Consider the following 26,773-nt stretch of genomic DNA (forward strand, 5'->3'; position numbering starts at 1 on the left):
CATCACGTAAACGCACGAGGAGCACCATGGCACACGAGGACGACGCACTCGAGCACGAGAGGGCTTCCTGGAAGCCCGGCTCGGGGCTCGCCGTCGCGGTTCCCGACGCCGCCCAGAACCCGGGCCTGCCCGGTCACCGTCAGCGCATGACCGACAAAGACCCGCAGGAGATGAAGCGCGCGGTCCGCACGGTCTACACGCTGTTCTACATCTCGGTCGCGGCGAGTATCTTCGCGAGCATCGCGTACATGATCTTCCCGATCGAGTCGGGCTCGCTGATCGACATCCGCTACAACAACCTCTTCATCGGCCTCGGCATCGCCTTCGCGCTCCTTGCGATCGGCATCGGCACCATCCACTGGGGCAAGTCGGTCATGTCCGACAAGGAGTACATCGAGGACCGCCACGCCACCCGTGGTCGTGACCAGGTCCGCGAGGGCGCGGTCAACGTCTTCGTCGAGGCCGAGAAGGACTCCGGCTTCGGTCGCCGCGAGATCATCCGCAACTCGCTGTTCGCCGCGCTCGTCGCCTCGGTCATCCCCGGCATCACGCTGTTCCGCGGTCTCGCTCCCCAGGACGCCGACCCGGTGAAGCTCCTCAGCCACACCATGTGGAAAGAGGGCATGCGACTGACGCACGACCCCTCTGGTCGCCCGATCCGCGCCGCTGACGTCACCCTCGGCTCCGCCTTCCACGTCATCCCCGAAGAGCTCGCCGGCCTCGGTCACGACGAGGGATACCTCGAAGAGAAGGCCAAGGCGATCGTGCTGCTCATGCGCATGCAGCCCGAGCAGCTCAACCCCGAGACCAACAACCTGGACTGGTCGTACGACGGCATCATCGCGTACTCCAAGGTCTGCACCCACGTGGGCTGCCCCGTGGCGCTGTACGAGCAGCAGACCCACCACCTCCTGTGCCCCTGCCACCAGTCGCAGTTCGACGTCGCCAACGGTGCGGCCGTCATCTTCGGCCCGGCCGCCCGTCCCCTGCCGCAGCTCCCCATCACCGTCGACGCCGAGGGCTACCTCGTCGCTCAGAGTGACTTCCACGAGCCCGTCGGCCCCAGCTTCTGGGAGCGCTCATGAGCACCGGTACTCACCCCACCGAGAACGTCGTCACCGAGCCGGCCGTCTACTCCGGCCCGCCGCAGGCGCCCGCCGGCCGTGACGGCAAGCCGCTCGGCGGCCGATTCGTCGGCGCCGCGGCCAACTACCTCGACGAGCGCACGAGCATGTCGGGCCTGGTCAAGGAGCTCGGCCGCAAGATCTTCCCCGACCACTGGTCGTTCATGCTCGGTGAGATCGCGCTGTGGAGCTTCGTCGTCGTGCTGCTGTCCGGCACGTTCTTGACGTTCTTCTTCCAGGCGTCCATGGTCGAGACCCACTACAACGGCGCCTACGAGCCCATGCGCGGCATCGCGATGTCGGCGGCCATGGAGTCCGCGCTGCACATCTCGTTCGACCTGCGCGGCGGTCTCCTGGTCCGCCAGATCCACCACTGGGCCGCTCTGGTCTTCGTGGCCGGCATCGGCGTGCACATGCTCCGCGTGTTCTTCACGGGCGCGTTCCGCAAGCCGCGCGAGCTCAACTGGGTCGTGGGCTTCATCCTCTTCATCCTTGCGATGGCTGAGGGCTTCACCGGCTACTCGCTCCCCGACGACCTGCTCTCGGGCAACGGTCTGCGCATCATCGACGGCATGATCAAGGGCCTGCCCATCATCGGCACCTGGACCTCGTTCCTGCTGTTCGGCGGCGAGTTCCCGGGCACCGCGATCGTCGGACGCCTGTACACGCTGCACATCCTCCTGCTGCCGGCGATCCTCGTCGCGCTCCTGGCCGTGCACCTCATGCTGATGATCATCAACAAGCACACGCAGTTCGCCGGCCCCGCCCGCACGAACAGCAACGTCGTGGGCTATCCGATCCTCCCCGTGTACGCCTCCAAGATGGGCGGCTTCTTCTTCATCACGTTCGGTGTGATCGTGCTGATCGCCGCGCTTGTGACGATCAACCCCATCTGGAACTACGGCCCCTACGACCCGTCGCCGGTGTCGGCCGGAACGCAGCCCGACTGGTACATCGGCTTCGCCGACGGTGCTCTGCGTCTCGTGCCGCCGCACCTCGAGTTCGTGCTGTGGGGCCACACCTGGTCGTGGAACATCATCTTCCCGGTGGCCGTTCTGGGTCTGTTCATCGTCCTGGTGCTCATCTACCCCTTCATCGAGGCGTGGGTCACCGGAGACAAGCGCGAGCACCACATCGCCCAGCGTCCGCGCAACGCCGCGACGCGCACCGCGATCGGTGCCGCCGGCGTCACGTTCTACGCCGTCATGTGGGCCGCCGCGTCGTCCGACATCATCGCGACGCACTTCCACCTCACGATGGAGGGCGTCATCCACGCCCTGCAGGCCCTGCTCATCCTCGGCCCGATCCTCGCCTACTTCGTCACCAAGCGCATCTGCATCGCGCTGCAGAAGAAGGACCGCGAGATCGCCCTGCACGGCTACGAGTCGGGCCGCATCGTGCGCCTGCCCGGCGGCGAGTACATCGAGGTCCACCAGCCCGTCGACGAGTTCGAGCGCTGGAAGCTCGTCGACAACGAGACGTACGAGCCCCTCGTTGTCCGTCCCAACGACAAGGGGCAGATCCCCTGGCACGAGAACGTTCGTGCCTCGGTCTCGCGCTGGTTCTTCGAGGACCGTCTCGCTCCCCTCACGCAGGCCGAGCTCGACGCCGCGGTGGCGCACCAGCACCACGAGCTCGACCACATCGCGCACGAAGAGACCGACGAGATCGCCGGTGCCAACGCACGTGCCGATGAAGACGGTCGCCCCCGCAACGCGGTCGGCGAACGTGTCGAGGTCGAGATCCCGGCTCCCAAGGGGCTCCAAGACCGCAACCGCCCGAACGGCGACAAGAGCGAGTAATCGCACAACTACGAAAACCCCGGTGCTTCGGCATCGGGGTTTTCGTGCGTTACGGGGCCTGCTGCGGACGGCGGCTGACGGCCCTCGCCCGCGGACACGCTGTCCGGCCCGGACGCGGCGCACCTGATCTGGCAGAGATGCGCGGGGGCATGGCATCCGTTCCCCTCCCCCGTCTCCTCGCTGGGCCATAGCGTGTGAGGCATGACCGATGCACAGGACTACTTCTCCCGCCGTCTCGCTTTCGAGACGGATCCGTCCGATGTCTACGCCGCGCAGCGGCGCGGGGAAGACGTCGTCCTGGTCGACGTCCGCGGCGACGAGGCGTGGGCTCAGGGGCGCATCACCGGTGCCATCCACATGCCCTATCGGCAGATCGCCGACAGGGCTCCCCGGGAGATCCCGGCGGGCACCCCCGTCGTCGTGTACTGCTGGAGTCCCGGCTGCAACGCCGGACAGAGAGGCGCTCTGGCCTTCGCTGCGCTGGGCTACGCGGTGCGCGAGATGATCGGCGGCTACGAGTACTGGGTCCGTGAAGGTCAGCCGACTGAGAACGACGAGGGTCCGTGCGAGCGTGTCTTCGATCCCACCGTGATGGTCGTGCGCTCCTGACCGTGGGGAGCCGCATCGGAGGCCGTTAGGATTCCGAGATGCAGCATCCTCCCCTAGAGCCGTTCGCGTCCGGGTTCCTGGACAGGCCCGACGGCGCTCGGTTGTACTGGGAGACCTCCGGCAATCCTCAGGGGCGACCGGCCCTCTATCTGCACGGCGGGCCCGGCGGCGGACTGGGCAAGGGCGGGTATCGGCGGCGCTTCGACCCCGACCTGCACCTCATCGTCGGGATCGATCAGCGCGGCTGCGGGCAGAGCACGCCCTGGGCCGCCGATGACCTGCCCACTCTGCGACATCAGACGATGAGCGATCTGCTGGCGGATATCGAGGCTGTCCGCGAAGAACTCGGCATCGGTCGGTGGCTCCTGCACGGGGTGTCGTGGGGGTCCACCCTCGCGCTGGCGTACGCCCTCGAGCACCCCGATCGGGTCACCGAGATCGTCAACCTCGCCGTGACGACCGGCAGCCGCTGGGAGGTGGACTGGATCACTGACGGCATCTCCCCCGTGTTCCCGGAGGCCTACGAGCGCCTGCGCTCACTCCTGCGTGCGGATGAACGCACGATCGAGGGCTACGCGAGGCTTCTGACCGACCCCGACCCGCTCGTGCGACAGAGAGCCGGCGATCAGTGGGACGAGTGGGAGGCCACCCACATGTCCCTGGGGCCACTCGCCACTCCCGGACCACTGCACGCAGACGAACGCCACCGGCTGAACGTCGCCACCCTGGTCTCGCACTACTGGGCCCGGGACTGCTTCCTCCCTGGCCCCGAAGCGGTCCTTGCCCGCGCTCACGAACTCGACGGCATCCCCGGCGTCCTCGTCCACGGACGTCGAGACATCAGTGGTCCCGCGCTGACCGCGTGGTCACTGCACCGAGCCTGGCCGGGATCGCGCCTGGAGATCGTCGAGGAGGACGGCCACGGCGGCCCGCGCAGCGCAGAGCTCTGCCAAGAGGCCATGGACGCGTTCGCACGGGCGGACCGGTAGAACGGGTCGCTCATCCGGTGCGCTGCGCCGTTCTGGGCGGCACGAGAAGCGGAACGGATGGGACGATCACGGCGGGATGGCCATGCGCCCCTGGCGCGGTTGCCCACCGCGCCGAGCACACGCGACGGCGCGTCAGGCCGTTTCGACGTCCTCGGCGAACCACCGTGCGGCCGAGCCGAAGAAGATCGGGTCGCCCGCGGCGGGCTCGTCATCGTCGACCACGTCGCACACGACGACGGTGACGTTGTCGCGCGTACCGGCCTCGAGCGCCAGCGCGACGGCGGATGCCGCGGCGGAACGGGCATCATCGGCCTCGGCGATCAGACGCGCAACGTCGGCCTCGGGCACGTAGTCGGTGAGTCCGTCGCTGCACAGCATCCAGCGATCGCCCACCTGCGGAGGCCGCTCCGCGACGGAGACGACATCGCCCTCGGCTCCGCCGAGCGACGCGGTGATGATGTTCCGGCGCGGGTGCGCCGCCGCCGCCTCGGGCGGGATGATGCCGTGGTCGACCAGGGCCTGCACGTAGGAGTCGTCGCGCGTTTCTCGGGAGAACGCGCCATCGCGCAGCAGATAGGCACGGGAGTCGCCCGTGTGGGCGAGGAGGAGATCGCCGGCCGAGCTGAGGAAGATGCCGGTGAATGTCGTCGCCATACCCTCGAGGGCGGGGTCGCGCTCGACGTGGGCACGGATGTCCCAGTTGGCCTCGCGGATGCGTACGAGCAGACCGTCCGCATCGAGGACGCTCCCCCGCGTGGCCACGAGACGGTGGACGAGAGCGGCGGACGCGAGATCTCCCGAGGGACCCCCGCCGACGCCATCGGCCACCGCTGCACCCCAGGGCGCCGCGAAGGCGGCGTCCTGGTTGGTGGGACGGTGGGCGCCGGCGTCGGAGACGGCGGCGGCGATCAGCCGGACGGGCACGGGATCAGCGCGCGAAGTACCCGCGGTAGTACTCGTACACCCAGCCGACGATGGCGATCGCGAAGACCGCGAAGCCGACGGGGACGAGCCAGGTGCCGACAGCGAGACCGATCACGGCGATCGCCGCGGACGCCGCGAGAACGATGGGCCACCACGACCACGGGCTGAACTCACCCATCTCGGGGTCGCCGTCGTCGATGTCGGCGGTCAGGATGTCTTCCGGGAGGTCGCCGTTCTGTGACTTCAGGACACGCCCGATGTAGAAGGCGATCATGGCCGACATGAGGCCGAGGAAGGCCAGGGCGACGGTTCCGACCCACTCGACGCCACCGTGCTGAAGCAGGCTCCACACCGTGTAGACGCCGGCGATCAGGAAGGCGAAGACCGCGAGGATCCACCAGAGTCCGACATTGGTACGCATCGTTACTTGACCTCTCCGGCGGCGGCGTCGACCACGGGTGTATCGGGCGCGTCCTTGACCGGGCCCACGCCGACCGGGATTCCGGCCTCGGGGTGGTTCAGGTCGAAGGCGGGACGCTCGCTACGGATGCGCGGGATCGAGGTGAAGTTGTGACGCGGGGGCGGGCACGACGTGGCCCACTCGAGCGACGCGCCGTAGCCCCACGGGTCGTCGACCGTCACGCGCGGCGCCTTACGGGCGGTGATCCACACATTGAGCAGGAACGGGATCATCGACGCGCCGAGGATCATCGACCCCACCGTGGACAACTGGTTCTCCCACGTCCAGCCATCCGCGGCGGCGTAGTCGGCGTAGCGGCGGACCATACCGTCGACACCGAGCCAGTGCTGGATGAGGAAGGTCATGTGGAAGCCGATGAACAGCATCCAGAAGTGCACCATGCCGAGACGCTCGTTGAGCATCTTGCCGGTCCACTTGGGCCACCAGAAGTAGAAGCCGGCGAACATCGCGAACACCACGGTGCCGAACACGACGTAGTGGAAGTGCGCCACGACGAAGTACGAGTCGGAGAGGTGGAAGTCCAGCGGCGGCGACGCGAGGATGACGCCGGTCAGACCACCGAAGACGAACGACACGAGGAAGCCGAGCGCGAAGACCATCGGCGTCTCGAACGTCACCGAGCCGCGCCACAGCGTGCCGATCCAGTTGAAGATCTTCACGCCCGTCGGGACCGCGATGAGCATCGTCATCAGAGCGAAGAAGGGCAGCAGGACCCCGCCGGTGACGTACATGTGGTGGGCCCACACCGCCACCGAGAGGGCGGCGATCGCGATCGTCGCGTAGACGAGGGTCTTGTACCCGAAGATCGGCTTGCGGCTGAACACCGGGAAGATCTCCGACACGATGCCGAAGAACGGCAACGCGATGATGTACACCTCGGGGTGGCCGAAGAACCAGAACAGGTGCTGCCACAGCAGCACACCGCCGTTCTCGGGGCTGTAGATGTGGGCACCGAGCACGCGGTCGGCGGCGGCGGCGAAGATCGCCGCGGCCAGCACGGGGAACGCCAGCAGGATCAGGATGCTCGTGATGAGCGTGTTCCACGAGAAGATCGGCATGCGCCACATCGTCATACCGGGAGCGCGCATGGTCAGGATCGTGGTGATGAAGTTCACCGCACCGAGGATCGTTCCGAAACCGCTGATGCCCAGTCCGAGCATCCAGAGGTTTCCACCGACGCCCGGCGAGAAGCTCGCGTTGGCGAGCGGCTGGTAGGCGAACCAGCCGAATCCGGCGGCACCCTGCGGGGTGAGGAAGCCGGAGACGGCGATCGTGGAGCCGAAGAGGAACAGCCAGAAGGCGAACGCGTTCAGACGCGGGAACGCCACGTCGGGCGCCCCGATCTGCAGCGGCAGCAGCGCGTTGGCGAAGCCGGCGAAGAGCGGCGTCGCGAACATGAGCAGCATGATCGTGCCGTGCATGGTGAAGAGCTGGTTGTACTGCTCTTTGGTCGGGATGATCTGCATCCCGGGCTCGAACAGCTCGGCGCGGATGATCAGCGCCATGACGCCGCCGAGCATGAAGAAGATGACGGAGGCGATCAGGTACATGTACCCGATGGTCTTGTGGTCGGTGGAGGTGATCCACTTGACGACCAGGTTGCCCTTCTGCTCGACACGCGTGGTGCTCAGCAGTGCGGCTTGACGCGGCGGGAGAGTCGTCGAGCGCGAAGTGCCCGTCCCCTGGAGCGGAAGCGTCGTGGCCATGATCACTCGTTCCCTTCGGTACCGGTCGTCGTCAGATTCTGCAGACGCGACAGGTCGCTGATGTCGCCCACGTCGCCGGCCCGGCGGAGCGAATCGAGATAGTCGTCGTACTCGGCCTCGCTGACGACCTTGACGTTGAAGAGCATGGCGGAGTGGTATTCACCGCAGAGCTCCGCGCACTTGCCCTCGTAGGTGCCTTCGCGAGTGGGCGTGAACGACCACTCGTTGTCGCGACCGATGTACATGTCTTTCTTGTAGAGGAAGTCGATGATCCAGAACGAGTGGATGACGTCGCGCGAACGCAGGTCGATCTTCACCGTCTTGTTCACCGGCAGGTAGAGGGTGGGCACGTCGTCGAGGTCGTACCCGTCGGAGGTGGCCTTGGCCTGGACGCCCATGGAGTAGACGGCGTCGGAGTTGTCCTCACGCTCGCCGTTGTACTGGAAGTCCCAGGCCCACTGCTTTCCGTAGGCCGTGATCGACACATCGGGGTTCTCGTACTGCGTCTCGAGCGTGTTCTGGTCGCGCGCGGTGAAGGCGAAGAAGCCGACCACGAGGATCAGGGGCACGATCGTGTAGAAGATCTCGACCGGCATGTTGTAGCGCAGCTGCACCGGCAGGCCCGACTGGCCCTTGCGCCGGCGGTACGCGATGACCGACCACAGCATGAGGCCCCAGGTGACCACACCCACGGCGAGGAGGACGATCCACGAGTTGACCCACAGACCGGCGACCATGTCGGTGTGATTCGTGGCGGGCGTGCCGTCGTCGACGAAGCCGGGAAGGAAGCCGTGGAGCTGGGTCGTGGTGCACCCGGAGAGGAGTGCGACGGAGGCGATCCCGAGAGGGAGCGCTGCCCAGCGAAGGCGACGTTTGGAGGGCACAATGCACCTTTCCGGGTCGTGGATGTTGCTCTGACAGTCTAGAGCAACCTCTCACCGTTCTCAGGCCATTCGTCCAGTGCCGAGACATCGAGAGCCCCCGGAATCCACGGTGCGATCCGTGGATCCGGGGGCCCTCGATCCGGCGCCGGAGGACGGCGTCAGGGGGTCAGTGGAAGCTGTCGCCGCACGCGCAGGAGCCCTGGGCGTTCGGGTTGTCGATCGTGAAGCCCTGCTCCGAGATCGTGTCCTTGAAGTCGATGTTGGCGCCGTCGAGGTACGGCACGCTCATCTCGTCGACGATGACCTCGACGCCGTCGAAATCGACGACCTTGTCGCCGTCGAGGTAGCGCTCGTCGAAGTACAGCTGGTAGATGAGGCCCGAGCAGCCGCCGGGCTGCACGGCGACGCGCAGACGGAGGTCGTCGCGACCCTCCTGCGACAGCAGGCTCTTGACCTTGTCGGAGGCGGCCGCGGTCAGGCCGACGCCGTGCTCACGGGTCTCGGCGGCGGACGACAGAGTGGTGTCGGTCATGGCGATGCCCTTCGGGTTTTCGGTCGCGGGGACGAGACGAGTCTACGCCCGTCCCGTCCCCGCGGGTCGATCAGACCGTGCGGTCGTTGAGCCGGGCCAGCAGCAAGGCCTCGGACACGAGCGCGTTGCGGAAGGTGTCGAGGTGCAGCGACTCGTTCGGGCTGTGGGCGCGGGCGTGGGGGTCCTCCACCCCGGTGACCAGGATCTGCGCCGCGGGGAACTCCCGCACGAGGTCGGAGATGAACGGGATCGACCCGCCGATCCCCACGTCGACCGATTCGACGCCGTACCCGTCGGCGAACGCCGCTCGAGCCTCCTCGACGGCCCAGCCGCTGGTGTCGACGAGGAACGAGTCGCCGCAGTCGACGTCGGAGAACTCAAGGTGGGCCCCGAAGGGCGCGTGCGCGCGCAGGTGCTTCTCGACCGCGGCGAACGCCTCCTCGGCATGCTGTCCGGGGGCGACGCGCGCGCTGATGACCACCCGCGTCTGCGGGGCCAGGGTGTTGGATGCCGCCTCGACCGGGGTGGCATCCCATCCGGTGATCGTGATGGACGGCTTGTTCCAGATGCGGCTGAGGATCGAGTCGCGGCCGATGGGACTGACGCCCTCGAGCAGACCCGACTCGGCGCGGAGCGTCGCCTCGTCGTAGGCGGGCGTCTCGGCGTCGCGCGTGGCGAGACCCTCGACGGCGACCGCGCCGTCGGCGTCCCAGAGCGTCGACAGGAGCTTGACCGTGGCGAGCATGGCATCCGGGACCGCGCCGCCCATCATGCCCGAGTGCGAGGCGTGCTCCAGGGTGCGCACGGTCAGCGTGAAGCGCGCGTTCCCGCGCAGCGAAACGGTGAGGCCGGGGGTGCGCTCGTCCCAGTTGCCGGAGTCGGCGACGACGATGACGTCGGAGCGGAGCACCTCGGCGTTGTCGGCGAGGAACTGTCCGAAGGAGCGCGAGCCGTACTCCTCCTCCCCCTCGATGAAGACGGCGATGCCGAGGTCGAGGTCGTCGCCCAGTACCTCGGACACCGCGCGGATGGCACCGACGTGCGCCATGACACCGGCCTTGTCGTCGGCGGCGCCGCGGCCGTACAGGCGGCCGTCGCGCACCGTCGGTTCGAACGGCGGAGAATCCCACAGCGCCTCGTCGCCCGGGGGCTGCACGTCGTGGTGGGCATAGAGCAGGACGGTCGGACGACCGTTGCGGGGGGCGCGCGTGGCGAGCACCGCGGGCTGGCCCATCTCGTCGGTGCCCGGGATCGCGGCGCGCTTGACCTCGACGGAGTCGAACACGCCGGTGCCGGTAAGGAGAGCGGCGACGGCGTCGGCGCTGCGCACGAGGGCGCTCTGGTCGAAGGCCGGCCAGGCGATCGAGGGGATGCGCACGAGGGAGCCGAGATCGGCCAGGGCGGAGGGGATGCCGGCGTCCGCTGCTTTTTGCACAGCTTCCTGCCGGGACAGGTCGAGGGTCATGCGAGTAATCTTAAGTCTCCCGACCAGCGAATCACCGAGGTTTCCCGTGGCCAAGTCCCCCGCCCCCGCCCCCAACGACACCCCCGTCGAGCCGACGGAGCTCGGTTCGGGCAAGGGTCGCGCGACCCCGTCGCGCGCCGAGCAGGAGGCCGCCCGCAAGCGCCCGCTCGTCCCCGACACGAAGGAGGCGAAGGCCCGCGCGCGCGCCGAGCTCGCCGCGCAGCGCGAGAAGGCCCGCATCGGCATGGCCGCCGGCGAAGAGAAGTACCTGCCGGTGCGCGATCGCGGTCCGCAGCGTCGTTTCGCCCGCGACTTCGTCGACGCCGGATGGCACCTCGGCGAGGGCGTCATGCCGTTCATGGTCCTGGTGATCGTGGCGACGCTGATCCCGGTGGGCTTCTTCCAGTACTGGTCGTTCGTCGCCCTGTGGATCTTCATCCTCTTCGTCGTCGGCGACATGATCATCACGTCGATCCGCGTCAAGCGCGCCGCCAAAGAGAAGTTCGGCGAGTCCCGGCTCGAGAAGGGCCTGGGCTGGTACGCGGCGATGCGCACCGTCCAGATGCGCTTCATGCGTCTGCCGAAGGCTCAGGTCAAGCGGGGTCAGTACCCCGCCTGATCGCCTCGGGTCTCACGAAGCGGCGCGCCCCCGGGCGCGCCGCTTCTTCTCTACCCCGGGGCGAGTGTCCAGGACACACCGGGCGCGACCGATGCTTACCGGCGTGTTGTGGACACTCGGTGCCGGAAACACCGCGCGCGACGGCGGTCGCGATCGTCAGTTCGCGCGAGCGAGGCCGCGGTTGATCTGCCACGCCCACAGCGGGCCGCGGTAGAGGAATCCGGTGTACCCCTGCACGAGGGTCGCACCGGCGGCGAGACGCTCGCGCACGTCGTCGGCGGTCTCCACTCCCCCGGCCGAGATGACCACGAACTCCGCCGGCACGGCCGCACGTACGAGGCGGAGCACCTCGGCGGCGCGCGCCTTCAACGGAGCCCCGGAGAGCCCGCCTGCGCCCATCGCCTCGACCTTCGCCGCGTCGGTCGACAGGGGTGAGCGCGCGATGGTCGTGTTCGTCGCGATGATGCCCGCGAGCCCCGCGTCGACGGCGAGACGCGCGATGTCCTGCACCTCGGTGTCGTCGAGATCCGGCGCGATCTTGACGAGCAGGGGCGTTGCGCCCGCGGCATCCCGAACCGCCGTCAGCAGGGGCCGCAGCGTCTCGACGGCCTGGAGGCCGCGCAGGCCCGGGGTGTTGGGCGAGGAGACGTTGACCACGAGGTAGTCGGCGAGCGGGGCGAGCAGACGGGCGCTGCGGACGTAGTCGGTCGTGGCGTCCTCGACCGCGACGACGCGGCTCTTACCGATGTTCACACCGACGACGGGACGACGGCGCGCGCGACGCAGACGCCGCAGACGGGCCGCGGCGGCCGCGGCTCCATCGTTGTTGAACCCCATCCGGTTGATCACGGCGCGGTCGGCGACGAGACGGAACAGCCGGGGCTTGGGATTGCCCGGCTGCGGCAGGGCCGTGACGGTGCCCACCTCGACGTGCCCGAAGCCGAGAGCGCCGAGGCCCCGGCCCATCGTGACGTTCTTGTCGAAACCGGCGGCCACGCCGAACGGCGACGAGAACTCGAGCCCGAGCGCGTGCACGCGCTGATCCGCCCGCGGCGCCGTGAAGCGACGGACCACGGATGCCACGGGCTCGACACCCGCGACACGGATGACGAGAGCGCCCAGGTGGTGCGCAAACTCGGGGTCGAGGCGGGTGAGAACCGTGCGGAAGAGAAGGGGATACATCCCCGCCAGGCTACTGGACGGCGTCGGAGGCGTCGTCCGCGGAGGCTCCCCGAGCGGCGTGGTCGGCACGCAGCTGCTCGATCGCCGCATCGAAGTCGTCGAGGGAATCGAACGCCTGATACACGCTCGCGAAGCGCAGGTAGGCGACCTCGTCGAGTTCGCGGAGCGGGCCGAGGATCGACAGGCCGATCTCGTTGGCCTCGATCTGCGAGGATCCCGTCTGGCGGATGGCCTCCTCGACCTGCTGGGCGAGGACGGCGAGATCCGCGTCGGTCACCGGTCGACCCTGGCACGCCTTGCGCACGCCCGACATGACCTTCTCGCGACTGAAGGGCTCGACGACACCCGAGCGCTTGATGACGTTCAGGCTCGCGGTCTCGACCGTCGAGAACCGACCCCCGCACTTCGGGCACTGACGGCGTCGCCTGATACTGAGTCCGTCGTCGCTCGTGCGCGAGTCGATGACGCGGGAGTCGGGGTTGCGGCAGAACGGGCAGTGCATCGGGCCGTCCTCATCCCTCGAAGCGCGCGGTCACGGCCTCGCCGTGCGCCGGGAGCGCCTCGGCCTCGGCGAGGATCACGATCGCGTCGCGGACCCGGGACAGAGCGTCGCGGTCGTACTCGACGACCTGCTGCGGCCGCAGGAACGTCGCCGCCGACAGGCCCGCTCCGTACCGCGCCTGACCCCCCGTCGGCAGCACGTGGTTGCTTCCGGCCAGGTAGTCGCCGAGGCTGACCGGGGTGTACGGGCCGACGAAGACCGCGCCCGCGTTGACGAAGTCCTCCGGCCGCGGATCGGCCAGGTGCAGCTCGAGGTGCTCGGGCGCGTAGGCGTTGCTGAACGCGGTGGCCTGAGCGAGGTCGTCGACCAGCACCACCGCCGACTGCGGCCCGTGGAACGCCGCGGTGACGCGGTCGGTGTGCCGGGTCGCCTCGACGCGAGCGGGAAGGGCGGCCTGCACGGCCTCGGCCAGGGCGGGCGAATCGGTGACGAGCACCGCCGACGCCTGCTCATCGTGCTCGGCCTGGCTCACCAGATCGGCGGCGACGAGGCCCGGGCGTGCCGAATCGTCGGCGACGACCAGGATCTCGGTGGCGCCGGCCTCGGAGTCGGTACCGACGCGACCGGCGACGGCGCGTTTCGCGGATGCCACGAAATTGTTGCCGGGGCCGGTCACGACGTCGACCGGGTCGAGACCGATCTCGGCGACGCCGTGGGCGAAGGCGCCGATGGCGCCGGCGCCGCCCATCGCGTAGACCTCGGTGACGCCGAGCAGGCGCGCCGCGGCCAGGATCACGGGGTGCACCCGGCCGCCGAAAGCGGACTGCGGCGGGGAGGCCAGGGCGACCTCGCGCACCCCCGCGACCTGCGCGGGCACCGCGTTCATGACGACGCTCGACGGGTAGACCGCCTTGCCGCCGGGGACGTAAAGACCGACCCGACGAACCGGCTGCCAGCGCTGCGTCACTCGCGCGCCATCACCGAGGTCGGTGACGACCGGGGCGGGCACCTGCGCGGCGGACGCCGTGCGCACGCGCTCGATGGCCTCGTCGAGCGCGGCGCGGATGGCCGGATCGAGGTCGCGCAGAGCCTCGTCGAGGTGCTCCGAGGGGACGCGGATGGCGTGGTCGCTCACTCGATCGAACCGCTCGGCCTGCTCGCGCAGGGCATCTTCGCCGCGGCGGGCGACGTCATCGACGAGACGGGCGGCCGTGGCGAGGGCCTCATCGCGCGCGGCATCGGCGCGCGGAACGACGGCGAGGAGCTCGGCCGGTGAGAGCACGCGGCCGCGGAGATCGATCGTGCGGAGCATTCGTCCAGGCTACCGGCCGCCCGCGAGCCGCCTCGCGCGTGGCGGGCGGCTCGCAGGCTGTGCTCAGCCGCGCGTGACGCCCGAGACGTCGTGCAGGTAGCCGATGCGGCCGTCGTCGTGGCGGACGACGAACGTCTCGCCGCGGTCCTCGACCACGAGCGCCCACGCGGTGGGGCCGATCCGGAAGATCGGCGTGCCGTAGTCGTCGACGACGTCGCGCTCGACCGGGGCGAGGGCCCAGAAGGCCTGCGCGTGCGGGTGGTCATGGTGCTCGTCCTCGTCGTGGGCGGACCGCTCGGGGGCGCGCCAGGCGGCGTGCTCGTCGCGCGTCGGACGAGCCTCGTCGCGGTCGCGGTCGGCGTCCGCCCGCAGCGGAGCGAACACGTCGGTGTCGTTGTCGTCTGCGCCGTGGGCGGGAAGCACACTGGTGGCGGGCGCGGCGTCATCGTGGGCGAGATCGGTCGATCCGGTGTAGCTGCCCGGGGTCGGTGCGTCTGCGTCATGGCTCGCCGCATGTCCTTCGGCCGCGGGACGCGGGGCGCGGGGCACGCGCGGGCGCGCCACGACGGGGCGGATCGGACGGGCGCTGCGGTGCGCGGGCACCTCTTCACGCTCGCGGAAATCCTGCGAGAACGGCGGGACGATGGGTGCGAAGACGGTCAGGACGACTCCGGCGAGCAGCAGGACCGCTTCGACCCAGATCACCCACGAACGCGTCCAGACCCCGGTCTCGTCGAACACCGCGACGGTGTCCCACACCCAGGCGACCCAGACGAGCGCGGCCACCGTGAAGGCCACCGAGGCGAACTGGTCGATGCCGAGCGAGCCGACCCGGCGGATGCCCTGCGGCGAGAGGCGGCGGAGCACGAGAAGGCCGACCGCGACGGTGGGCAGGGCCACCGTGGGGATCCACCACAGGCCCGAGAGCCAGACGTTCCCGCCTCCCACGAGCACCGCGGAGGGCGAATCGAGGATGTTCGTGCGGAAGAAAGATACGAAGAACGCCACGACCCAGATGCCCAGGAGGGCGATCTCACGGACCGAGAACGGACCCACGCCGTACTGCGGGCCGCCCGCGGGACGAGCGGCATCATGCGGGTGCGATCCGGCGTTGGCGTGCGCGGATGCGGGCCGTGCCGCGTGGGGGTCGGCGTGATCGCCGTCGGCGTCGTGCCGGTGAGGCGCACCGGCGGAGACGGGGGCGTGGTCGTCGGTGTCACGGCCGAAGACGGCGCCGGTGTCGTCGGGACGAGCGTGCTCGCCGGGGGCGAAGCCGTCGTGGGGGTTTCGATCGGTCACGGTGGTGGTCCTTTCACCAGGGCGCCGCAGCGCTCGGTCATCCTAACCAGCGGTTCTTCTGCGCCCGCTGGGGCTTGCGGCGTGTACGCGGGAAGGAATCGGCGGGGGTCAACCCAGGCAGTTGGGGCCGAGGAGCCCCTTGAGCTCGCCGAACAGATCGGCGGTCACGCGGACGGGCATCGGCACCTCGAAGACCTTGGCCGTGCCCCCCTTGTGCAGCTTCAGCATCACCTCGGTCGACCCGGCGTGACGACGCAGCATCTGCGCGAGCTCCCCGACGAGCGCCTCGTTCGCGCGCTGCTCGGGGACGACCAGCGTGAGCCCGCCCGCCTCATCGAGGCCTTCGAGGTCGGGAGCGAAGGCGCTCTGCGCGTGCAGGTTGAGACCGTCGTCGCGACGCGACACGCGGCCGCGCACGACGAGGATCGAGTCGGCCTGCAGGACGGGGGCGAACTCGGCATAGGTCTTGCCCATGAACATCACGGTCACCTCGCCGTTGAAGTCTTCGACGGTGACCATGCCGTACGGATTGCCGCTCTGCTTCGCCACGCGGTGCTGCACGCTCGTGAGCAGGCCCGCAACCGTGACCTGGTCGCCGTCCTGCACGTCTTCGGAGGCGAGCAGATCGTGGATCGACGTCGACGCGTGCTTGGCCAGCGGCACCTCGAGGCCGGCGAGGGGATGATCGGACACGTACAGGCCGAGCATCTCGCGTTCGAACGCGAGCTTGTCCTTCTTCGTCCACTCGGGGCGCTCGGGCACCTTCACCACCTGCTGGGGCTCGTCCCATAGCGAGTCGAAGTCGAAGCCGACCTCGCCGTTGGCCTCGCGACGCTTGTCGAGCACCGCGCCTTCGCACGCGTCTTCGTGCACCTCGACGAGCGCGCGGCGGGTCGAGCCCAGGGAGTCGAACGCGCCGGCCTTGATCAGCGACTCGACGGTGCGCTTGTTGGCCACGTGCATGGGCACCTTCGCGAGGAAGTCGTGGAAGTGCGCGAACGGAGCCTCCTGACGCGAGGCGACGATGCCGTCGACGACGTTGGTGCCGACGTTGCGCACCGCGCCGAGACCGAAGCGGATGTCTTCGCCGACGGCCGCGAAGAAGCGGATCGACTCGTTGACGTCGGGCGGCAGCACGCGGATACCCATGCGGCGGCACTCGTTGAGGTACACCGCCATCTTGTCTTTCGAGTCGCCGACGCTCGTCAGCAGCGCCGCCATGTATTCGGCGGGGTAGTGCGCCTTGAGATAGGCCGTCCAGTACGACACCAGACCGTACGCCGCCGAGTGCGCCTTGTTGAAGGCGTAGTCGGAGAAGGGCAACAGGATGTCCCACAGCGCCTTGATGGCGTCGTCGCCGTAGCCGCGCTCCTTCATGCCGCCCGAGAAACCCTCGTACTGCTTGTCGAGCTCGGACTTCTTCTTCTTTCCCATGGCGCGACGCAGGATGTCGGCCTGACCGAGCGAGAAGCCGGCCACCTTCTGCGCAATCGCCATGACCTGCTCCTGATAGATGATCAGGCCGTAGCTGATGTCGAGGATGTCGCGCAGCGGCTCCTCGAGCTCGGGATGGATCGGCGTGACCTCCTGCTGACCGTTCTTGCGCAGGGCGTAGTTGATGTGCGAGTTGGCGCCCATGGGTCCGGGCCGGTACAGCGCGATGACGGCCGACACGTCTTCGAAGTTGTCGGGACGCATGAGTCGCAGGAGGGAGCGCATGGGCCCGCCGTCGAGCTGGAACACCCCCAGCGTGTCGCCGCGGGCCAGAAGGTCGTAGGAGGGCCGATCGTCAAGCGGCAGGTGCTCGAGGTCGAGCTCTTCCCCCCGGTTCATCCGGATGTTCTCCAGGGCATCCGAGATGATCGTGAGGTTGCGCAGCCCCAGGAAGTCCATCTTGATCAGGCCGAGGGTCTCGCACGACGGGTAGTCGAACTGCGTGACGATCTGCCCGTCCTGCTCGCGGCGCATGATCGGGATGATGTCGATCAGGGGCTCGCTCGACATGATGACACCGGCGGCGTGGACGCCCCACTGGCGCTTCAGGTTCTCGAGCCCCAGCGCGGTGTCGAACACCGTCTTGGCCTCGGGGTCGGTCTCGATGAGGGTGCGGAACTCCCCCGCCTCTTTGTAGCGCGGGTGCTCGGTGTTGAACATGCCGTCGAGAGGCATGTCTTTGCCCATCACCGCCGGGGGCATGGCCTTGGTCAGCTTGTCGCCCATGCTGAAGGGGAAACCGAGCACGCGACCGGCGTCTTTCAGCGCCTGCTTGGCCTTGATCGTGCCGTAGGTGACGATCTGCGCGACACGCTCGTCGCCGTACTTCTCGGTGACGTACTGGATCACCTCGCCGCGGCGACGGTCGTCGAAGTCGACGTCGAAGTCGGGCATCGACACGCGGTCGGGGTTGAGGAACCGCTCGAAGATCAGGCCGTGCTGGAGCGGGTCGAGGTCGGTGATGCGCATGGCGTAGGCGACCATCGATCCGGCACCGGACCCGCGGCCGGGACCCACGCGGATGCCGTGGTCTTTGGCCCAGTTGATGAAGTCGGCCACGACGAGGAAGTATCCCGGGAAGCCCATCTGCAGGATGATGCCGGTCTCGTACTCGGCCTGCTTGCGGACCGAGTCGGGGATGCCGTCGGGGTAGCGGTACTCGAGACCCTTCTCGACCTCTTTGACCAGCCAGCTGTCTTCGGTCTCGCCCGGGGGGACCGGGAAGCGCGGCATGTAGTTGGCCGAGGTGTTGAACTCGATGTCGCAGCGCTCGGCGATGAGAAGGGTGTTGTCGCACGCCTCGGGGTGATCGCGGAACACCTGACGCATCTCGGCGGCCGACTTGACGTAGTAGCCGTCGCCGTCGAACTTGAAGCGCTTGGGGTCGTCGAGGGTGGATCCCGACTGTACGCAGAGGAGGGCGGCGTGACTGGTCGCGTCGTGCTGGTGGGTGTAGTGCAGATCGTTCGTGCCGACGAGGGGGATGCCGAGATCTTTCGAGATCTTCAGCAGATCGCCCATGACCCGCCGCTCGATCGAGAGGCCGTGGTCCATGATCTCGGCGAAATAGTTGTCTTTGCCGAAGATGTCCTGGAACTCGGCCGCGGCCGCGCGCGCCGCGTCGTACTGGCCGAGTCGCAGGCGCGTCTGCACCTCGCCCGAAGGGCACCCGGTGGTGGCGATGAGTCCCTTGCTGTAGGTCTGCAGCAGCTCGCGGTCCATGCGCGGCTTGAAGTAGTAGCCCTCCATGCTCGCGCGCGACGACAGACGGAAGAGGTTGTGCATGCCCTCGGTCGTCTCGGACAGCAGCGTCATGTGTGTGTAGGCACCCGAACCCGACACGTCGTCGCTCTGCTGCTCGGGGGTTCCCCAGCGCACGCGCGCCTTGTCGGAGCGGTGGGTGCCGGGGGTGACGTACGCCTCGATGCCCACGATCGGCTTGATGCCGGCGTCTTTCGCCGTCTTGTAGAACTCGAACGCCGCGAAGGTGTTGCCGTGGTCGGTCACGGCGATGGCGGGCATGCCCAGCTTGACGGCCTCCTGGACCATCGGACCGATGCGCGCCGCGCCGTCGAGCATCGAGTACTCGCTGTGCACGTGAAGGTGAACGAAGGAGTCTGCTGCCACGCGACGAGTCTACGTTCGCCCTCCGACACCGCTCGCGGAACCTCGCAGCGCGCGCCCAGGTGCACGCGTCGACCCGGGCGCGTCGCCGGGGCTCGGCATGCGGTCGCCCGAGCGAGGGCCGCGTGGGATCAGACGCCGTCGCCGAGGATTTCGAGCGCGCGCGCGAGGTCGTCGGGATAGGCCGATTCGAACTCGACCCACTCCCCCGTGCCCGGGTGCGTGAAGGAGAGCCGGTGCGCGTGCAACCACTGGCGCGTGAGACCGAGGCGTGCCGACAGCGTGGGATCGGCGCCGTACAGCGGGTCGCCCGCGCACGGGTGGCGGTGCGCCGCCATGTGCACGCGGATCTGATGCGTGCGGCCGGTCTCGAGATGGATCTCGAGCAGCGAGGCGCGCGGGAACGCCTCGAGGGTCTCGTAATGGGTCACGGAGTCTTTGCCGTCGGGCGTGACCGCGAACTTCCACGAGTGGTGCGGATGCCGCCCGATGGGGGCGTCGATGGTGCCCGCGAGCGGGTCGGGATGCCCCTGGACGACGGCGTGGTAGATCTTGTCGACCTCGCGGTCCTTGAACGCGCTCTTGAGCAGCGTGTACGCGCGTTCGGTCTTGGCGACCACCATCAGGCCGCTCGTGCCCGCATCGAGGCGGTGCACGACCCCGCGGCGCTCCGCAGGGCCGCTCGTGGCGATGCGGAAGCCGGCGGCGGCGAGGGCGCCGAGCACCGTGGGCCCCTCCCACCCGACGGAGGGGTGCGCCGCGACACCGGCGGGCTTGTCGACCACGACGATGTCGTCGTCGTCATGGACGATGCCCAGGTCGGGCACCTCGACCGGCACGATCTCGGGGTCGCGCTTGGGCTCCCATTCGACGCTCAGCCACGCGCCCGCCCGCAACCGGTCGCTGCGCCCCGCGGGGCGGCCGTCGACGCTCACTCCCCCGGCGTCGGCGACCTCCGCGGCGAACGTGCGCGAGAAACCGAGCATCTTGGCCAGGGCCTGGTCGATGCGCGTCCCGTCGAGCCCGTCGGGGACGGGCAGGCTCCGCGACTCCACGTCAGCGGGCTCCCGGCTCGGCGGGCGCCTCGACGTCGCCCTCGGCCGAGCGCGAGGCGCGGGTCTCGCGCGTGCCGTCGAGTCGCAGTCCGAACAGGACCAGCGCGGCCACGGCCACCATCATCGTGACGATGAACATGTCGGCGACGTTGTAGATCGCGGGCATCATCCACGGAGTCGAGATGAAGTCGACGACGTGGCCGACCGGGAACCCCGGCTCGCGCAGCAGGCGATCGGTGAGGTTGCCCAGCACCCCGCCGAGGAGCAGCCCCAGCACGACGGCCCAGAGCCGCGACCGCACCCGGCGGACGGCGAGGAAGACGATGACGCCCGCGACGACGGCCAGGGCGATCGTGAACAGCCACGTGACGCCTTCGCCCAGCGAGAACGCGGCGCCGGGGTTGCGGACGAGATAGAACTGCAGGAAGTCGCCGAGGATCGGCACGACGCGCTCCGGCGGGAGGGCGTCGATGGCGGCGACCTTCGCCAACTGGTCGGCGGCCAGCACCAACACCGCGAGGATCGCGATGGTGATGCCGGCCGCCGCCGGACGCAGAGGGGATCGACTGCGCAAAGAGTCGGCCTACAGACCGATGGCCGACACCGGCGTCGAGCCCGAGGACGTCGCGGTGGTGTCGAGGTCGCGGAGCTGACCCTCGATGTAGGAGCGCAGCTGCGAGCGGTAGTCGCGCTCGAAGTTGCGGAGCTCGGTGATGCGGCCCTCGAGCGTGGTGCGCTCCTTCTCGAGGCGGGCGCGCTCTTCGCGGCCCTTCTGCTCGGCCTCGGCGACGATGGATGCCGCCTGGGCCTGCGCCTCGCCGATGAGCTGGTCGCGCTGCGCCTTGCCCTCTGCGACGTGCTCGTCGTGCAGGCGCTGGGCCAGCTCGATGATGCCGGCGCTCTGGGCGGCGGGCTCGACGTCGTTGGAGGGGGCCGAGGCCACGGGGGCGGGGGCGGGCGTCTCGGCGACGGGCTCCTCGACCTTGGGGGCCTCGGCAGCCGGAGCCTCTGCGGCGGCCGGAGCGGCGTCACCGGACTCGTAGGCGGCGAGCTTGGTCTTCAGCTCCTCGTTCTCGGCGATGGTCTTGCGCCACTCGACGACGATCTCGTCGAGGAAGTCGTCGACCTCGTCGGGGTCGAAGCCCTCCTTGAAGCGCACGTGCTGGAACTGCTTGGTGACGACGTCATCGGGGGTCAGTGCCATGGTGTTTCCTCTTTCGAGAGCTCTGATTCGGAACTGTGGGGGTGTCGCACCGGGGCGTACCGCTTCGGAACAGCATAGCCGCCGCCCCTCGCCGGTGTCGAAGATGACGGCCGAAGGGCGGCGGCGGAGAGGTCACACGGCCGCGAGGGACCGCGTGACGCTCAACAGCATGAAGCAGACGAACATCACGATCGCGAAACCGAAGTCGATCGCGACGCCCCCGATGCGCAGGGGCGGGATGATGCGGCGGATCAGCTTGATGGGCGGATCCGTCACCGTGTAGACGATCTCTGCGAGCACCAGGGTGACACCGCGGGGACGCCACTCCCGGTTGAACAGCGGGATGTACTCGAGCACGAGGCGCGCGAGCAGCACGATGATGTAGATGAAAAGGATCGCGCTGAGGACGGAGCCGATCAGGCTCAGGACGGCCACGATCGCTTACTGGGACGCGAAGGGCGCAGCCTCGGGATCGGCCTGCGCGATCGCACCGTCGCCGGAGACGGCGATGTTCTCGGGCGAGAGCAGGAAGACCTTGCTCGTCACCCGCTCGATGCGGCCGTACAGCCCGAGCGAGAGTCCGCTCGCGAAGTCGATCAGGCGACGCGCGTCGGCGTCGCTCATCTGCGACAGGTTGATGATGACCGGGATGCCCTCACGGAAGTTCTCGGCGATCGTCTGGGCGTCGCGGTACTGCTTGGGGTGGACCGTGAGGATCTCGCTCACCGGGCCGGCCGAGGGCTGGCGCACCACGGCGGGGCGGTGCAGCGGGGTCACCGGCGCGGCCTTCTCCACGGGAGCGGCCGGGGCGGCCTGCTTGCGCGCGATGGGCTGCGGCGCCGTCTCCTCGTAGGTCTCTTCCTCGTCGGCGAGGCCCAGGTACACCATCGTCTTCTTCAGGGGGTTCGACATCGCATCCTCCGTTCGCTCGTCTGGTCCGAGGCTAGTCGCGCGGGGGCCTCGGGCCCGTGATTGCGGAGCCGATCCGCAGGTGTGTCGCGCCCATTGCGATCGCCTCGGGGAAGTCCCCCGTCATGCCGGCCGAGATCCAGCCCGCGTCGGGCACCACCGAGCGCACCGCGTCGGCCGAGCGCCGCAGGCGCTCGAAGGCGCGGGCCGGCTCCTCGTCGAGCGGGGCGACCGCCATGACTCCGCGCAGCCGCAGGCTCGACAGCTCCGCGACGTGCGCGGCGAGCCGCTCCGCGCCGTCCGGTGCGACTCCCCCGCGGCCCGGGTCGTCCGTGAGGTTCACCTGGACGAGCACGTCGAGCGCGGCGTGCCCGTCGGCCGCGCCGTGCAGCGCGTCGGCGATGCGCGAACGATCGACCGAGTGCACGGCATCCGCCGCCGCCCTCACGGCGCGGGCCTTGTTCGTCTGCGCCTGCCCGATGAAGTGCCAGACGAGATCCGGGATGCCGACGAGCTCGGCGCGCTTGGCGGTGAGCTCCTGCTGTCGGTTCTCGCCGACGTGCCGCACGCCGAGCGCGTACAGGTCGCTCACGAGGGATGCCGGGTGGAATTTCGTCACCACGATGCGCGTGATCCCCGCGAGGTCGCGGCCCGCCGCGCGGGCGGCATCCTGGATGCGCTCGTCGACGGCGGCGAGGCGGTCGGCCAGGGCGGTGTCCATGGGTCTCCTTCGACGACGAGAGCGGGCCCGGTGGACACCGGACCCGCTTTCGTCGGAACGCTCGCTGTTACTTCAGGAAGTCGGGGACGTCGAGGTCGTCCTCGGCGTAGCCGTTGTCGTACGAGGTCTCGGGCACACGGGCGGTGACCGGTGCCGGCTCGGGGCGGCGTTCCGGGGTGCGCTCGGTGGCGGCCTTCTGCTCCTCGGCCGCGTCGAGGTCACGGGCGACGTCGTCGGCGGGGATGACCGGCACCACGGGCGCGGAGACCGGACGCTGCGCCGGGACGGCGTCGATGCGCAGCGACGGCTCGCCGCCGTCGAAGCCCGCGGCGATGACCGTGACGCGCACCTCGTCGCCGAGGGTGTCGTCGATGACGGTACCGAAGATGATGTTCGCCTCGGGGTGCGCCGCTTCCTTCACGAGCTGCGCGGCGTCGTTGATCTCGAAGATGCCGAGGTTCGAGCCGCCCTGGATCGACAGCAGCACACCGTGCGCGCCCTCGATGGAGGCTTCGAGGAGGGGCGATTCGACGGCGAGCTCGGCCGCCTTGATCGCGCGGTCCGCCCCCCGCGAGGAGCCGATGCCCATGAGAGCGGAACCCGCCCCCTGCATGACCGACTTGACGTCGGCGAAGTCGAGGTTGATCAGACCGGGGGTGGTGATGAGGTCGGTGATGCCCTGGACACCGGCGAGCAGCACCTGGTCGGCGGTGGCGAAGGCCTCGATCATCGAGATGCCGCGGTCGCTGATCTCGAGCAGGCGGTCGTTCGGGACGACGATGAGGGTGTCGACCTCTTCCTTCAGGCGCTGGACGCCGCCCTCGGCCTGGCTCTGACGGCGGCGGCCCTCGAAGGAGAAGGGCTTGGTGACGACACCGATGGTCAGCGCGCCGATCGACTTCGCGATCTTCGCGACGACGGGAGCGCCACCGGTACCGGTGCCACCGCCCTCGCCCGCGGTGACGAAGACCATGTCGGCCCCGCGCAGGGCCTCCTCGATCTCCTCCGCGTGATCCTCGGCGGCGCGACGGCCGACCTCGGGATCGGCGCCCGCGCCGAGGCCGCGCGTGAGCTCGCGACCGACGTCGAGCTTGACGTCGGCGTCGCTCATCAGCAGCGCCTGGGCGTCGGTGTTGATCGCGATGAACTCCACGCCGCGCAGGCCGAGCTCGATCATGCGGTTGACGGCGTTGACGCCGCCCCCGCCCACACCGACGACCTTGATCACGGCGAGGTAGTTCTGGTTGTGGCTCATGCCGGCCTCCGTTTGTCCCCGAACCCGAAACTCTAAACCTCATGTTGAGGGTTAAAGAATTGCCCGGTATGCAATTCCTTAGCTCGAAGGTAGGCGGCGCCACGGGCGCGACGGGACCGACACGCGGCGTGTTCCGTTTTCGCCTCGAAGATCGCCCGGGACGCGTCCTGAGCGGCGGTCGTCAGCGGACGACGCCCGCCTCGGGCGAGGTCACGTCGTACTCCTTCGCGCGGTCCGGCGGGCTCTTCGCCATCAGCCGGTCCAGCACGATCGCCTTCTCCGCCGAGCGGTCGGCGCTGCCCCAGACCACGCGCGAGCCGGACGCGCCGAGGGTGAGGGTGACGTCGTCGGGAGTGGATGCCGACACCCCGGTGACCTGCGCCCGCACCGCATCCGGAAGGGCGCGCACGACACGCCCCGCCGCGGTGAAGGCGGCGGAGTCCGTTCCCCCGGCGATCTCGAGCACCGGCTGCCCCGCGGGGACCTCGGGCGTGGTCGAGAGTTCGACGCCGGCGGCATCCACCACGGTGAACCCGGCCGGGGTCTGCATCACGCCGATCGGGGTGCGCTCGACGATCCGCACGACGAGATCGTGCGGAGGGCGCGCCTCGAGCGTGTAGGACTCCACCAGCGGGAAGCGCACGAGCGCCGCCTTCACGGCGCTGTCGTCGACCATCGCCAGCGGCGTGCCCAGCTGCGCGTCGAGGGCCTCGGTGACGGCGGCGACGTCGACCTGCGAGGCGCCCACGACGTCGATGCGCTCGACGGCGAACAGCGGGCTGTACGCCGCCCCGGCCGTGCCCACGACCATCACGAGGAAGGCGGCGCCCACCCCGATCCAGATGTTCCGACGGCGCCGCTGGCGTACCGTGAACCGCTTGACCTCGGCCTTGAGCGCCCGTCGCCGTGCTCGCGACGCGCGCCACACGTCGCGCAGGCCCGCGGCCCCGGTGTCGTCCCACGCCGGGTCGGCCTCGGACTGCGCGAGGGGGGTCACCGGCGCCGTCTCCTCGGCGGGGGCCGGATGCCCGACCTCCCGCTCGGGCACGCGCGCGGAGCGCGGTCGCGCGGACTCCGGCGTCTGGGGCAGGGGCGAGGGCCGGCGCACGCTCAGACCGCCGGCGCCTCGGTGCGGGAGAGGGCCTCGAGCACCTGCGGGATGATCTGGTACACGTTGCCGCAGCCGAGGGTGATGACGTAGTCGCCGGGGCGCGCGATCGCAGCCGTGTAGTCGGCCGCCGCTTGCCAGTCCGGCACGTAGTGCACGTGACCGGGGTCGGCGAAGGCGCCGCTGACGAGCTCGCCCGTGACGCCCGGGACGGGGTCTTCGCGCGCGCCGTAGACGTCGAGCATGACGGTGTGGTCGGCATGGGTCTCGAGCACCTCGGCGAACTCGCGGTACATCTCCTGCGTGCGCGAGTACGTGTGCGGCTGCTGGATGGCGATGATGCGCCCCTCTCCCACGACCGTGCGCGCGGCCGACAGCGCCGCCGCCACCTCGGTGGGGTGGTGCGCGTAGTCGTCGTACACGCTCACGCCGTGCTGCACGCCGTGCAGCTCGAAGCGGCGCACCGTGCCGCCGAAGCCCTCGACGGCGCGCGCGGCGTCTTCGAGCGAGTGGCCCAGCACGCGGAGCACGGCCACCGCACCGGCGGCGTTGACCGCGTTGTGCGCGCCCGGGACGCGAAGCCGCACCTCGACGCTCTCGCCGTCGGCGGTGAGCGTGAAGGCGACGGGGCCGTCGGTGCGGATGCCGCTGAGCCGCACGTCGGCGTCGGCATCCTGTCCGAACGTGATCACGTTCGCGTGCGTGATGCGCTCGCGCACCGCACGGGCGCCGGCGTCGTCGGCCGAGATGACCACGGCCTCGCGGGCCGCGTCGGCGAAGCGGGCGAAGGCCGCGTCGAAGGCGTCGCGCGATCCGTAGTGGTCGAGGTGGTCGGGGTCGACGTTCGTGATGAGCGCGACGGAGGTGTCGTACAGCTCGAACGTGCCGTCGGACTCGTCGGCCTCGATGACAAAGAGCTCGTCCGATCCCGTGCCGCTCGAGGCGCCGAGGTCGGCGATCACCCCGCCGTTGACGAAGGTGGGGTCCTCATCCAGCGCGCGCAGCGCCGTGACGATCATGCCGGTCGAGGTGGTCTTGCCGTGGGCGCCGGCCACCGACACCAGGCGACGGCCCCCGATGAGCCAGTGCAGCGCCTGCGAACGGTGGATGACGTGCAGACCGCGCTGCTTCGCCGTGACGAACTCGGGGTTCTCGGGCCAGATGGCTCCGGTGTGCACGACGGTGTCGGCCTCACCGAGGTGCGCGGCGTCGTGTCCGACGTGCACGGTGGCGCCGCGCGCGGCGAGATCGCGCAGGGCCGCGCTGTCGGAGCGGTCGGAGCCGGAGACCCGGATGCCGCGGTCGAGGAACATGCGCGCGAGTCCGGACATGCCCGAGCCGCCCACGCCGATGAAGTGCGCGGAGGAGATGGTCTCGGGGATCGGGAGGCTCAGGTCGGGTCTGATCATGGCGTCTGCGAGTTTACGTCGCCGATCCTGCGCGTCCGCCCCGGCGCGCCCGGGGCGGTACGGC

25 protein-coding genes are annotated in these 26,773 nt (G+C 69.5%); 5 read left to right on the top strand and 20 right to left on the bottom strand.

Annotation, left to right across the window (positions count from 1 at the left end; all coding sequences use genetic code 11):
• Positions 1-26 precede the first annotated feature (26 nt).
• The 4 genes from Q9R20_RS00295 to Q9R20_RS00310 all read left to right on the top strand — a co-directional run bounded on the left by Q9R20_RS00295 (position 27) and on the right by Q9R20_RS00310 (position 4,524).
• Complete coding sequence (locus Q9R20_RS00295; protein ID WP_295839977.1) at positions 27-1,085, top strand: ubiquinol-cytochrome c reductase iron-sulfur subunit; 1,059 nt, start codon at positions 27-29, stop codon at positions 1,083-1,085.
• Positions 1,082-2,926 (top strand): cytochrome bc complex cytochrome b subunit, encoded by a 1,845-nt coding sequence (locus Q9R20_RS00300; protein ID WP_311247475.1) that lies wholly within the window; start codon positions 1,082-1,084, stop codon positions 2,924-2,926. Before Q9R20_RS00295 ends, Q9R20_RS00300 begins: the two co-directional genes overlap by 4 nt.
• A gap of 201 nt (positions 2,927-3,127) precedes the next feature.
• Complete coding sequence (locus tag Q9R20_RS00305; protein ID WP_311247476.1) at positions 3,128-3,535, top strand: rhodanese-like domain-containing protein; 408 nt, start codon at positions 3,128-3,130, stop codon at positions 3,533-3,535.
• A gap of 38 nt (positions 3,536-3,573) precedes the next feature.
• The gene (locus tag Q9R20_RS00310; RefSeq protein ID WP_311247477.1) at positions 3,574-4,524 is read left to right on the top strand and encodes an alpha/beta fold hydrolase; all 951 of its coding nucleotides are present in this window, start codon (positions 3,574-3,576) and stop codon (positions 4,522-4,524) included.
• A 132-nt stretch (positions 4,525-4,656) separates the two neighbouring features.
• Here the strand turns inward: Q9R20_RS00310 and Q9R20_RS00315 are convergent, their stop codons facing one another.
• The 6 genes from Q9R20_RS00315 to Q9R20_RS00340 all read right to left on the bottom strand — a co-directional run bounded on the left by Q9R20_RS00315 (position 4,657) and on the right by Q9R20_RS00340 (position 10,516).
• On the bottom strand, positions 4,657-5,448 hold the full coding sequence (locus Q9R20_RS00315; protein ID WP_311247478.1) for a protein phosphatase 2C domain-containing protein: 792 nt from the start codon (positions 5,446-5,448) through the stop codon (positions 4,657-4,659).
• A 4-nt stretch (positions 5,449-5,452) separates the two neighbouring features.
• Positions 5,453-5,869: a cytochrome c oxidase subunit 4 gene (locus Q9R20_RS00320; protein WP_311247479.1), complete on the bottom strand. Its 417-nt coding sequence runs from the start codon at positions 5,867-5,869 to the stop codon at positions 5,453-5,455.
• A 2-nt stretch (positions 5,870-5,871) separates the two neighbouring features.
• Positions 5,872-7,635, bottom strand: coding sequence for a cytochrome c oxidase subunit I (ctaD, locus tag Q9R20_RS00325; RefSeq protein WP_311247480.1), 1,764 nt, complete (start codon positions 7,633-7,635; stop codon positions 5,872-5,874).
• A gap of 2 nt (positions 7,636-7,637) precedes the next feature.
• On the bottom strand, positions 7,638-8,519 hold the full coding sequence (coxB, locus tag Q9R20_RS00330) for a cytochrome c oxidase subunit II (RefSeq protein ID WP_311247481.1): 882 nt from the start codon (positions 8,517-8,519) through the stop codon (positions 7,638-7,640).
• A 166-nt stretch (positions 8,520-8,685) separates the two neighbouring features.
• Positions 8,686-9,051 (bottom strand): iron-sulfur cluster insertion protein ErpA, encoded by a 366-nt coding sequence (gene erpA / locus Q9R20_RS00335; RefSeq protein ID WP_295839988.1) that lies wholly within the window; start codon positions 9,049-9,051, stop codon positions 8,686-8,688.
• Between the two features lie 70 nt (positions 9,052-9,121).
• Positions 9,122-10,516, bottom strand: coding sequence for a dipeptidase (locus tag Q9R20_RS00340; RefSeq protein ID WP_311247482.1), 1,395 nt, complete (start codon positions 10,514-10,516; stop codon positions 9,122-9,124).
• A 46-nt stretch (positions 10,517-10,562) separates the two neighbouring features.
• Between Q9R20_RS00340 and Q9R20_RS00345 the strand changes: the two genes are divergently transcribed.
• Entirely contained in the window at positions 10,563-11,135 is a 573-nt protein-coding gene (locus Q9R20_RS00345; RefSeq protein WP_311247483.1) for a DUF3043 domain-containing protein, read from the top strand.
• Between the two features lie 156 nt (positions 11,136-11,291).
• Here Q9R20_RS00345 and Q9R20_RS00350 read toward each other — a convergent pair whose 3' ends face one another.
• From Q9R20_RS00350 to murC, 14 genes are all read right to left on the bottom strand, one after another.
• Positions 11,292-12,317 (bottom strand): quinone-dependent dihydroorotate dehydrogenase, encoded by a 1,026-nt coding sequence (locus Q9R20_RS00350; protein ID WP_311247484.1) that lies wholly within the window; start codon positions 12,315-12,317, stop codon positions 11,292-11,294.
• 10 nt (positions 12,318-12,327) lie between these two features.
• Entirely contained in the window at positions 12,328-12,819 is a 492-nt protein-coding gene (nrdR, locus tag Q9R20_RS00355; protein WP_295839993.1) for a transcriptional regulator NrdR, read from the bottom strand.
• A 10-nt stretch (positions 12,820-12,829) separates the two neighbouring features.
• The gene (gene hisD / locus Q9R20_RS00360) at positions 12,830-14,131 is read right to left on the bottom strand and encodes a histidinol dehydrogenase (RefSeq protein ID WP_311247485.1); all 1,302 of its coding nucleotides are present in this window, start codon (positions 14,129-14,131) and stop codon (positions 12,830-12,832) included.
• Positions 14,132-14,194: 63 nt separating this feature from the next.
• Positions 14,195-15,430 (bottom strand): hypothetical protein, encoded by a 1,236-nt coding sequence (locus tag Q9R20_RS00365; protein ID WP_311247486.1) that lies wholly within the window; start codon positions 15,428-15,430, stop codon positions 14,195-14,197.
• A gap of 108 nt (positions 15,431-15,538) precedes the next feature.
• Positions 15,539-19,003, bottom strand: a complete 3,465-nt coding sequence (dnaE, locus tag Q9R20_RS00370; RefSeq protein ID WP_396653661.1) for a DNA polymerase III subunit alpha — start codon at positions 19,001-19,003, stop codon at positions 15,539-15,541.
• Between the two features lie 176 nt (positions 19,004-19,179).
• On the bottom strand, positions 19,180-20,103 hold the full coding sequence (locus Q9R20_RS00375) for an RluA family pseudouridine synthase (protein ID WP_311247488.1): 924 nt from the start codon (positions 20,101-20,103) through the stop codon (positions 19,180-19,182).
• A gap of 1 nt (position 20,104) precedes the next feature.
• Positions 20,105-20,677 (bottom strand): signal peptidase II, encoded by a 573-nt coding sequence (gene lspA, locus Q9R20_RS00380; RefSeq protein WP_311247489.1) that lies wholly within the window; start codon positions 20,675-20,677, stop codon positions 20,105-20,107.
• Between the two features lie 9 nt (positions 20,678-20,686).
• On the bottom strand, positions 20,687-21,307 hold the full coding sequence (locus Q9R20_RS00385; protein ID WP_311247490.1) for a DivIVA domain-containing protein: 621 nt from the start codon (positions 21,305-21,307) through the stop codon (positions 20,687-20,689).
• Positions 21,308-21,439: 132 nt separating this feature from the next.
• The gene (locus Q9R20_RS00390) at positions 21,440-21,742 is read right to left on the bottom strand and encodes a YggT family protein (protein ID WP_295840001.1); all 303 of its coding nucleotides are present in this window, start codon (positions 21,740-21,742) and stop codon (positions 21,440-21,442) included.
• A 6-nt stretch (positions 21,743-21,748) separates the two neighbouring features.
• Positions 21,749-22,219, bottom strand: a complete 471-nt coding sequence (locus tag Q9R20_RS00395; RefSeq protein WP_108317885.1) for a cell division protein SepF — start codon at positions 22,217-22,219, stop codon at positions 21,749-21,751.
• 31 nt (positions 22,220-22,250) lie between these two features.
• A complete protein-coding gene (locus tag Q9R20_RS00400; RefSeq protein WP_311247491.1) occupies positions 22,251-22,937 on the bottom strand; it encodes a YggS family pyridoxal phosphate-dependent enzyme in 687 nt (228 codons plus the stop codon).
• Positions 22,938-23,004: 67 nt separating this feature from the next.
• Entirely contained in the window at positions 23,005-24,192 is a 1,188-nt protein-coding gene (ftsZ, locus tag Q9R20_RS00405) for a cell division protein FtsZ (RefSeq protein ID WP_311247492.1), read from the bottom strand.
• 181 nt (positions 24,193-24,373) lie between these two features.
• Complete coding sequence (locus tag Q9R20_RS00410) at positions 24,374-25,300, bottom strand: FtsQ-type POTRA domain-containing protein (protein ID WP_396653648.1); 927 nt, start codon at positions 25,298-25,300, stop codon at positions 24,374-24,376.
• A gap of 2 nt (positions 25,301-25,302) precedes the next feature.
• Positions 25,303-26,709 (bottom strand): UDP-N-acetylmuramate--L-alanine ligase, encoded by a 1,407-nt coding sequence (gene murC, locus Q9R20_RS00415; protein WP_311247494.1) that lies wholly within the window; start codon positions 26,707-26,709, stop codon positions 25,303-25,305.
• Positions 26,710-26,773 lie beyond the last annotated feature (64 nt).

Origin of the sequence: Microbacterium sp. PRF11, assembly GCF_031844085.1 — a bacterium.
Taxonomy (GTDB): Bacteria; Actinomycetota; Actinomycetes; order Actinomycetales; family Microbacteriaceae; genus Microbacterium.

Coding starts and splice junctions, on each gene's coding strand:
- Q9R20_RS00295 (WP_295839977.1), top strand. CDS start 27: ATGGCACACGAGGACGACGCACTCGAGCACGAGAGGGCTTCCTGGAAG.
- Q9R20_RS00300 (WP_311247475.1), top strand. CDS start 1,082: ATGAGCACCGGTACTCACCCCACCGAGAACGTCGTCACCGAGCCGGCC.
- Q9R20_RS00305 (WP_311247476.1), top strand. CDS start 3,128: ATGACCGATGCACAGGACTACTTCTCCCGCCGTCTCGCTTTCGAGACG.
- Q9R20_RS00310 (WP_311247477.1), top strand. CDS start 3,574: ATGCAGCATCCTCCCCTAGAGCCGTTCGCGTCCGGGTTCCTGGACAGG.
- Q9R20_RS00320 (WP_311247479.1), bottom strand. CDS start 5,869: ATGCGTACCAATGTCGGACTCTGGTGGATCCTCGCGGTCTTCGCCTTC.
- ctaD (WP_311247480.1), bottom strand. CDS start 7,635: ATGGCCACGACGCTTCCGCTCCAGGGGACGGGCACTTCGCGCTCGACG.
- erpA (WP_295839988.1), bottom strand. CDS start 9,051: ATGACCGACACCACTCTGTCGTCCGCCGCCGAGACCCGTGAGCACGGC.
- Q9R20_RS00340 (WP_311247482.1), bottom strand. CDS start 10,516: ATGACCCTCGACCTGTCCCGGCAGGAAGCTGTGCAAAAAGCAGCGGAC.
- Q9R20_RS00350 (WP_311247484.1), bottom strand. CDS start 12,317: ATGTATCCCCTTCTCTTCCGCACGGTTCTCACCCGCCTCGACCCCGAG.
- nrdR (WP_295839993.1), bottom strand. CDS start 12,819: ATGCACTGCCCGTTCTGCCGCAACCCCGACTCCCGCGTCATCGACTCG.
- hisD (WP_311247485.1), bottom strand. CDS start 14,131: ATGCTCCGCACGATCGATCTCCGCGGCCGCGTGCTCTCACCGGCCGAG.
- dnaE (WP_396653661.1), bottom strand. CDS start 19,003: ATGCTCGACGGCGCGGCGCGCATCGGTCCGATGGTCCAGGAGGCCGTC.
- Q9R20_RS00385 (WP_311247490.1), bottom strand. CDS start 21,307: ATGGCACTGACCCCCGATGACGTCGTCACCAAGCAGTTCCAGCACGTG.
- Q9R20_RS00395 (WP_108317885.1), bottom strand. CDS start 22,219: ATGTCGAACCCCCTGAAGAAGACGATGGTGTACCTGGGCCTCGCCGAC.
- Q9R20_RS00400 (WP_311247491.1), bottom strand. CDS start 22,937: ATGGACACCGCCCTGGCCGACCGCCTCGCCGCCGTCGACGAGCGCATC.
- ftsZ (WP_311247492.1), bottom strand. CDS start 24,192: ATGAGCCACAACCAGAACTACCTCGCCGTGATCAAGGTCGTCGGTGTG.
- murC (WP_311247494.1), bottom strand. CDS start 26,709: ATGATCAGACCCGACCTGAGCCTCCCGATCCCCGAGACCATCTCCTCC.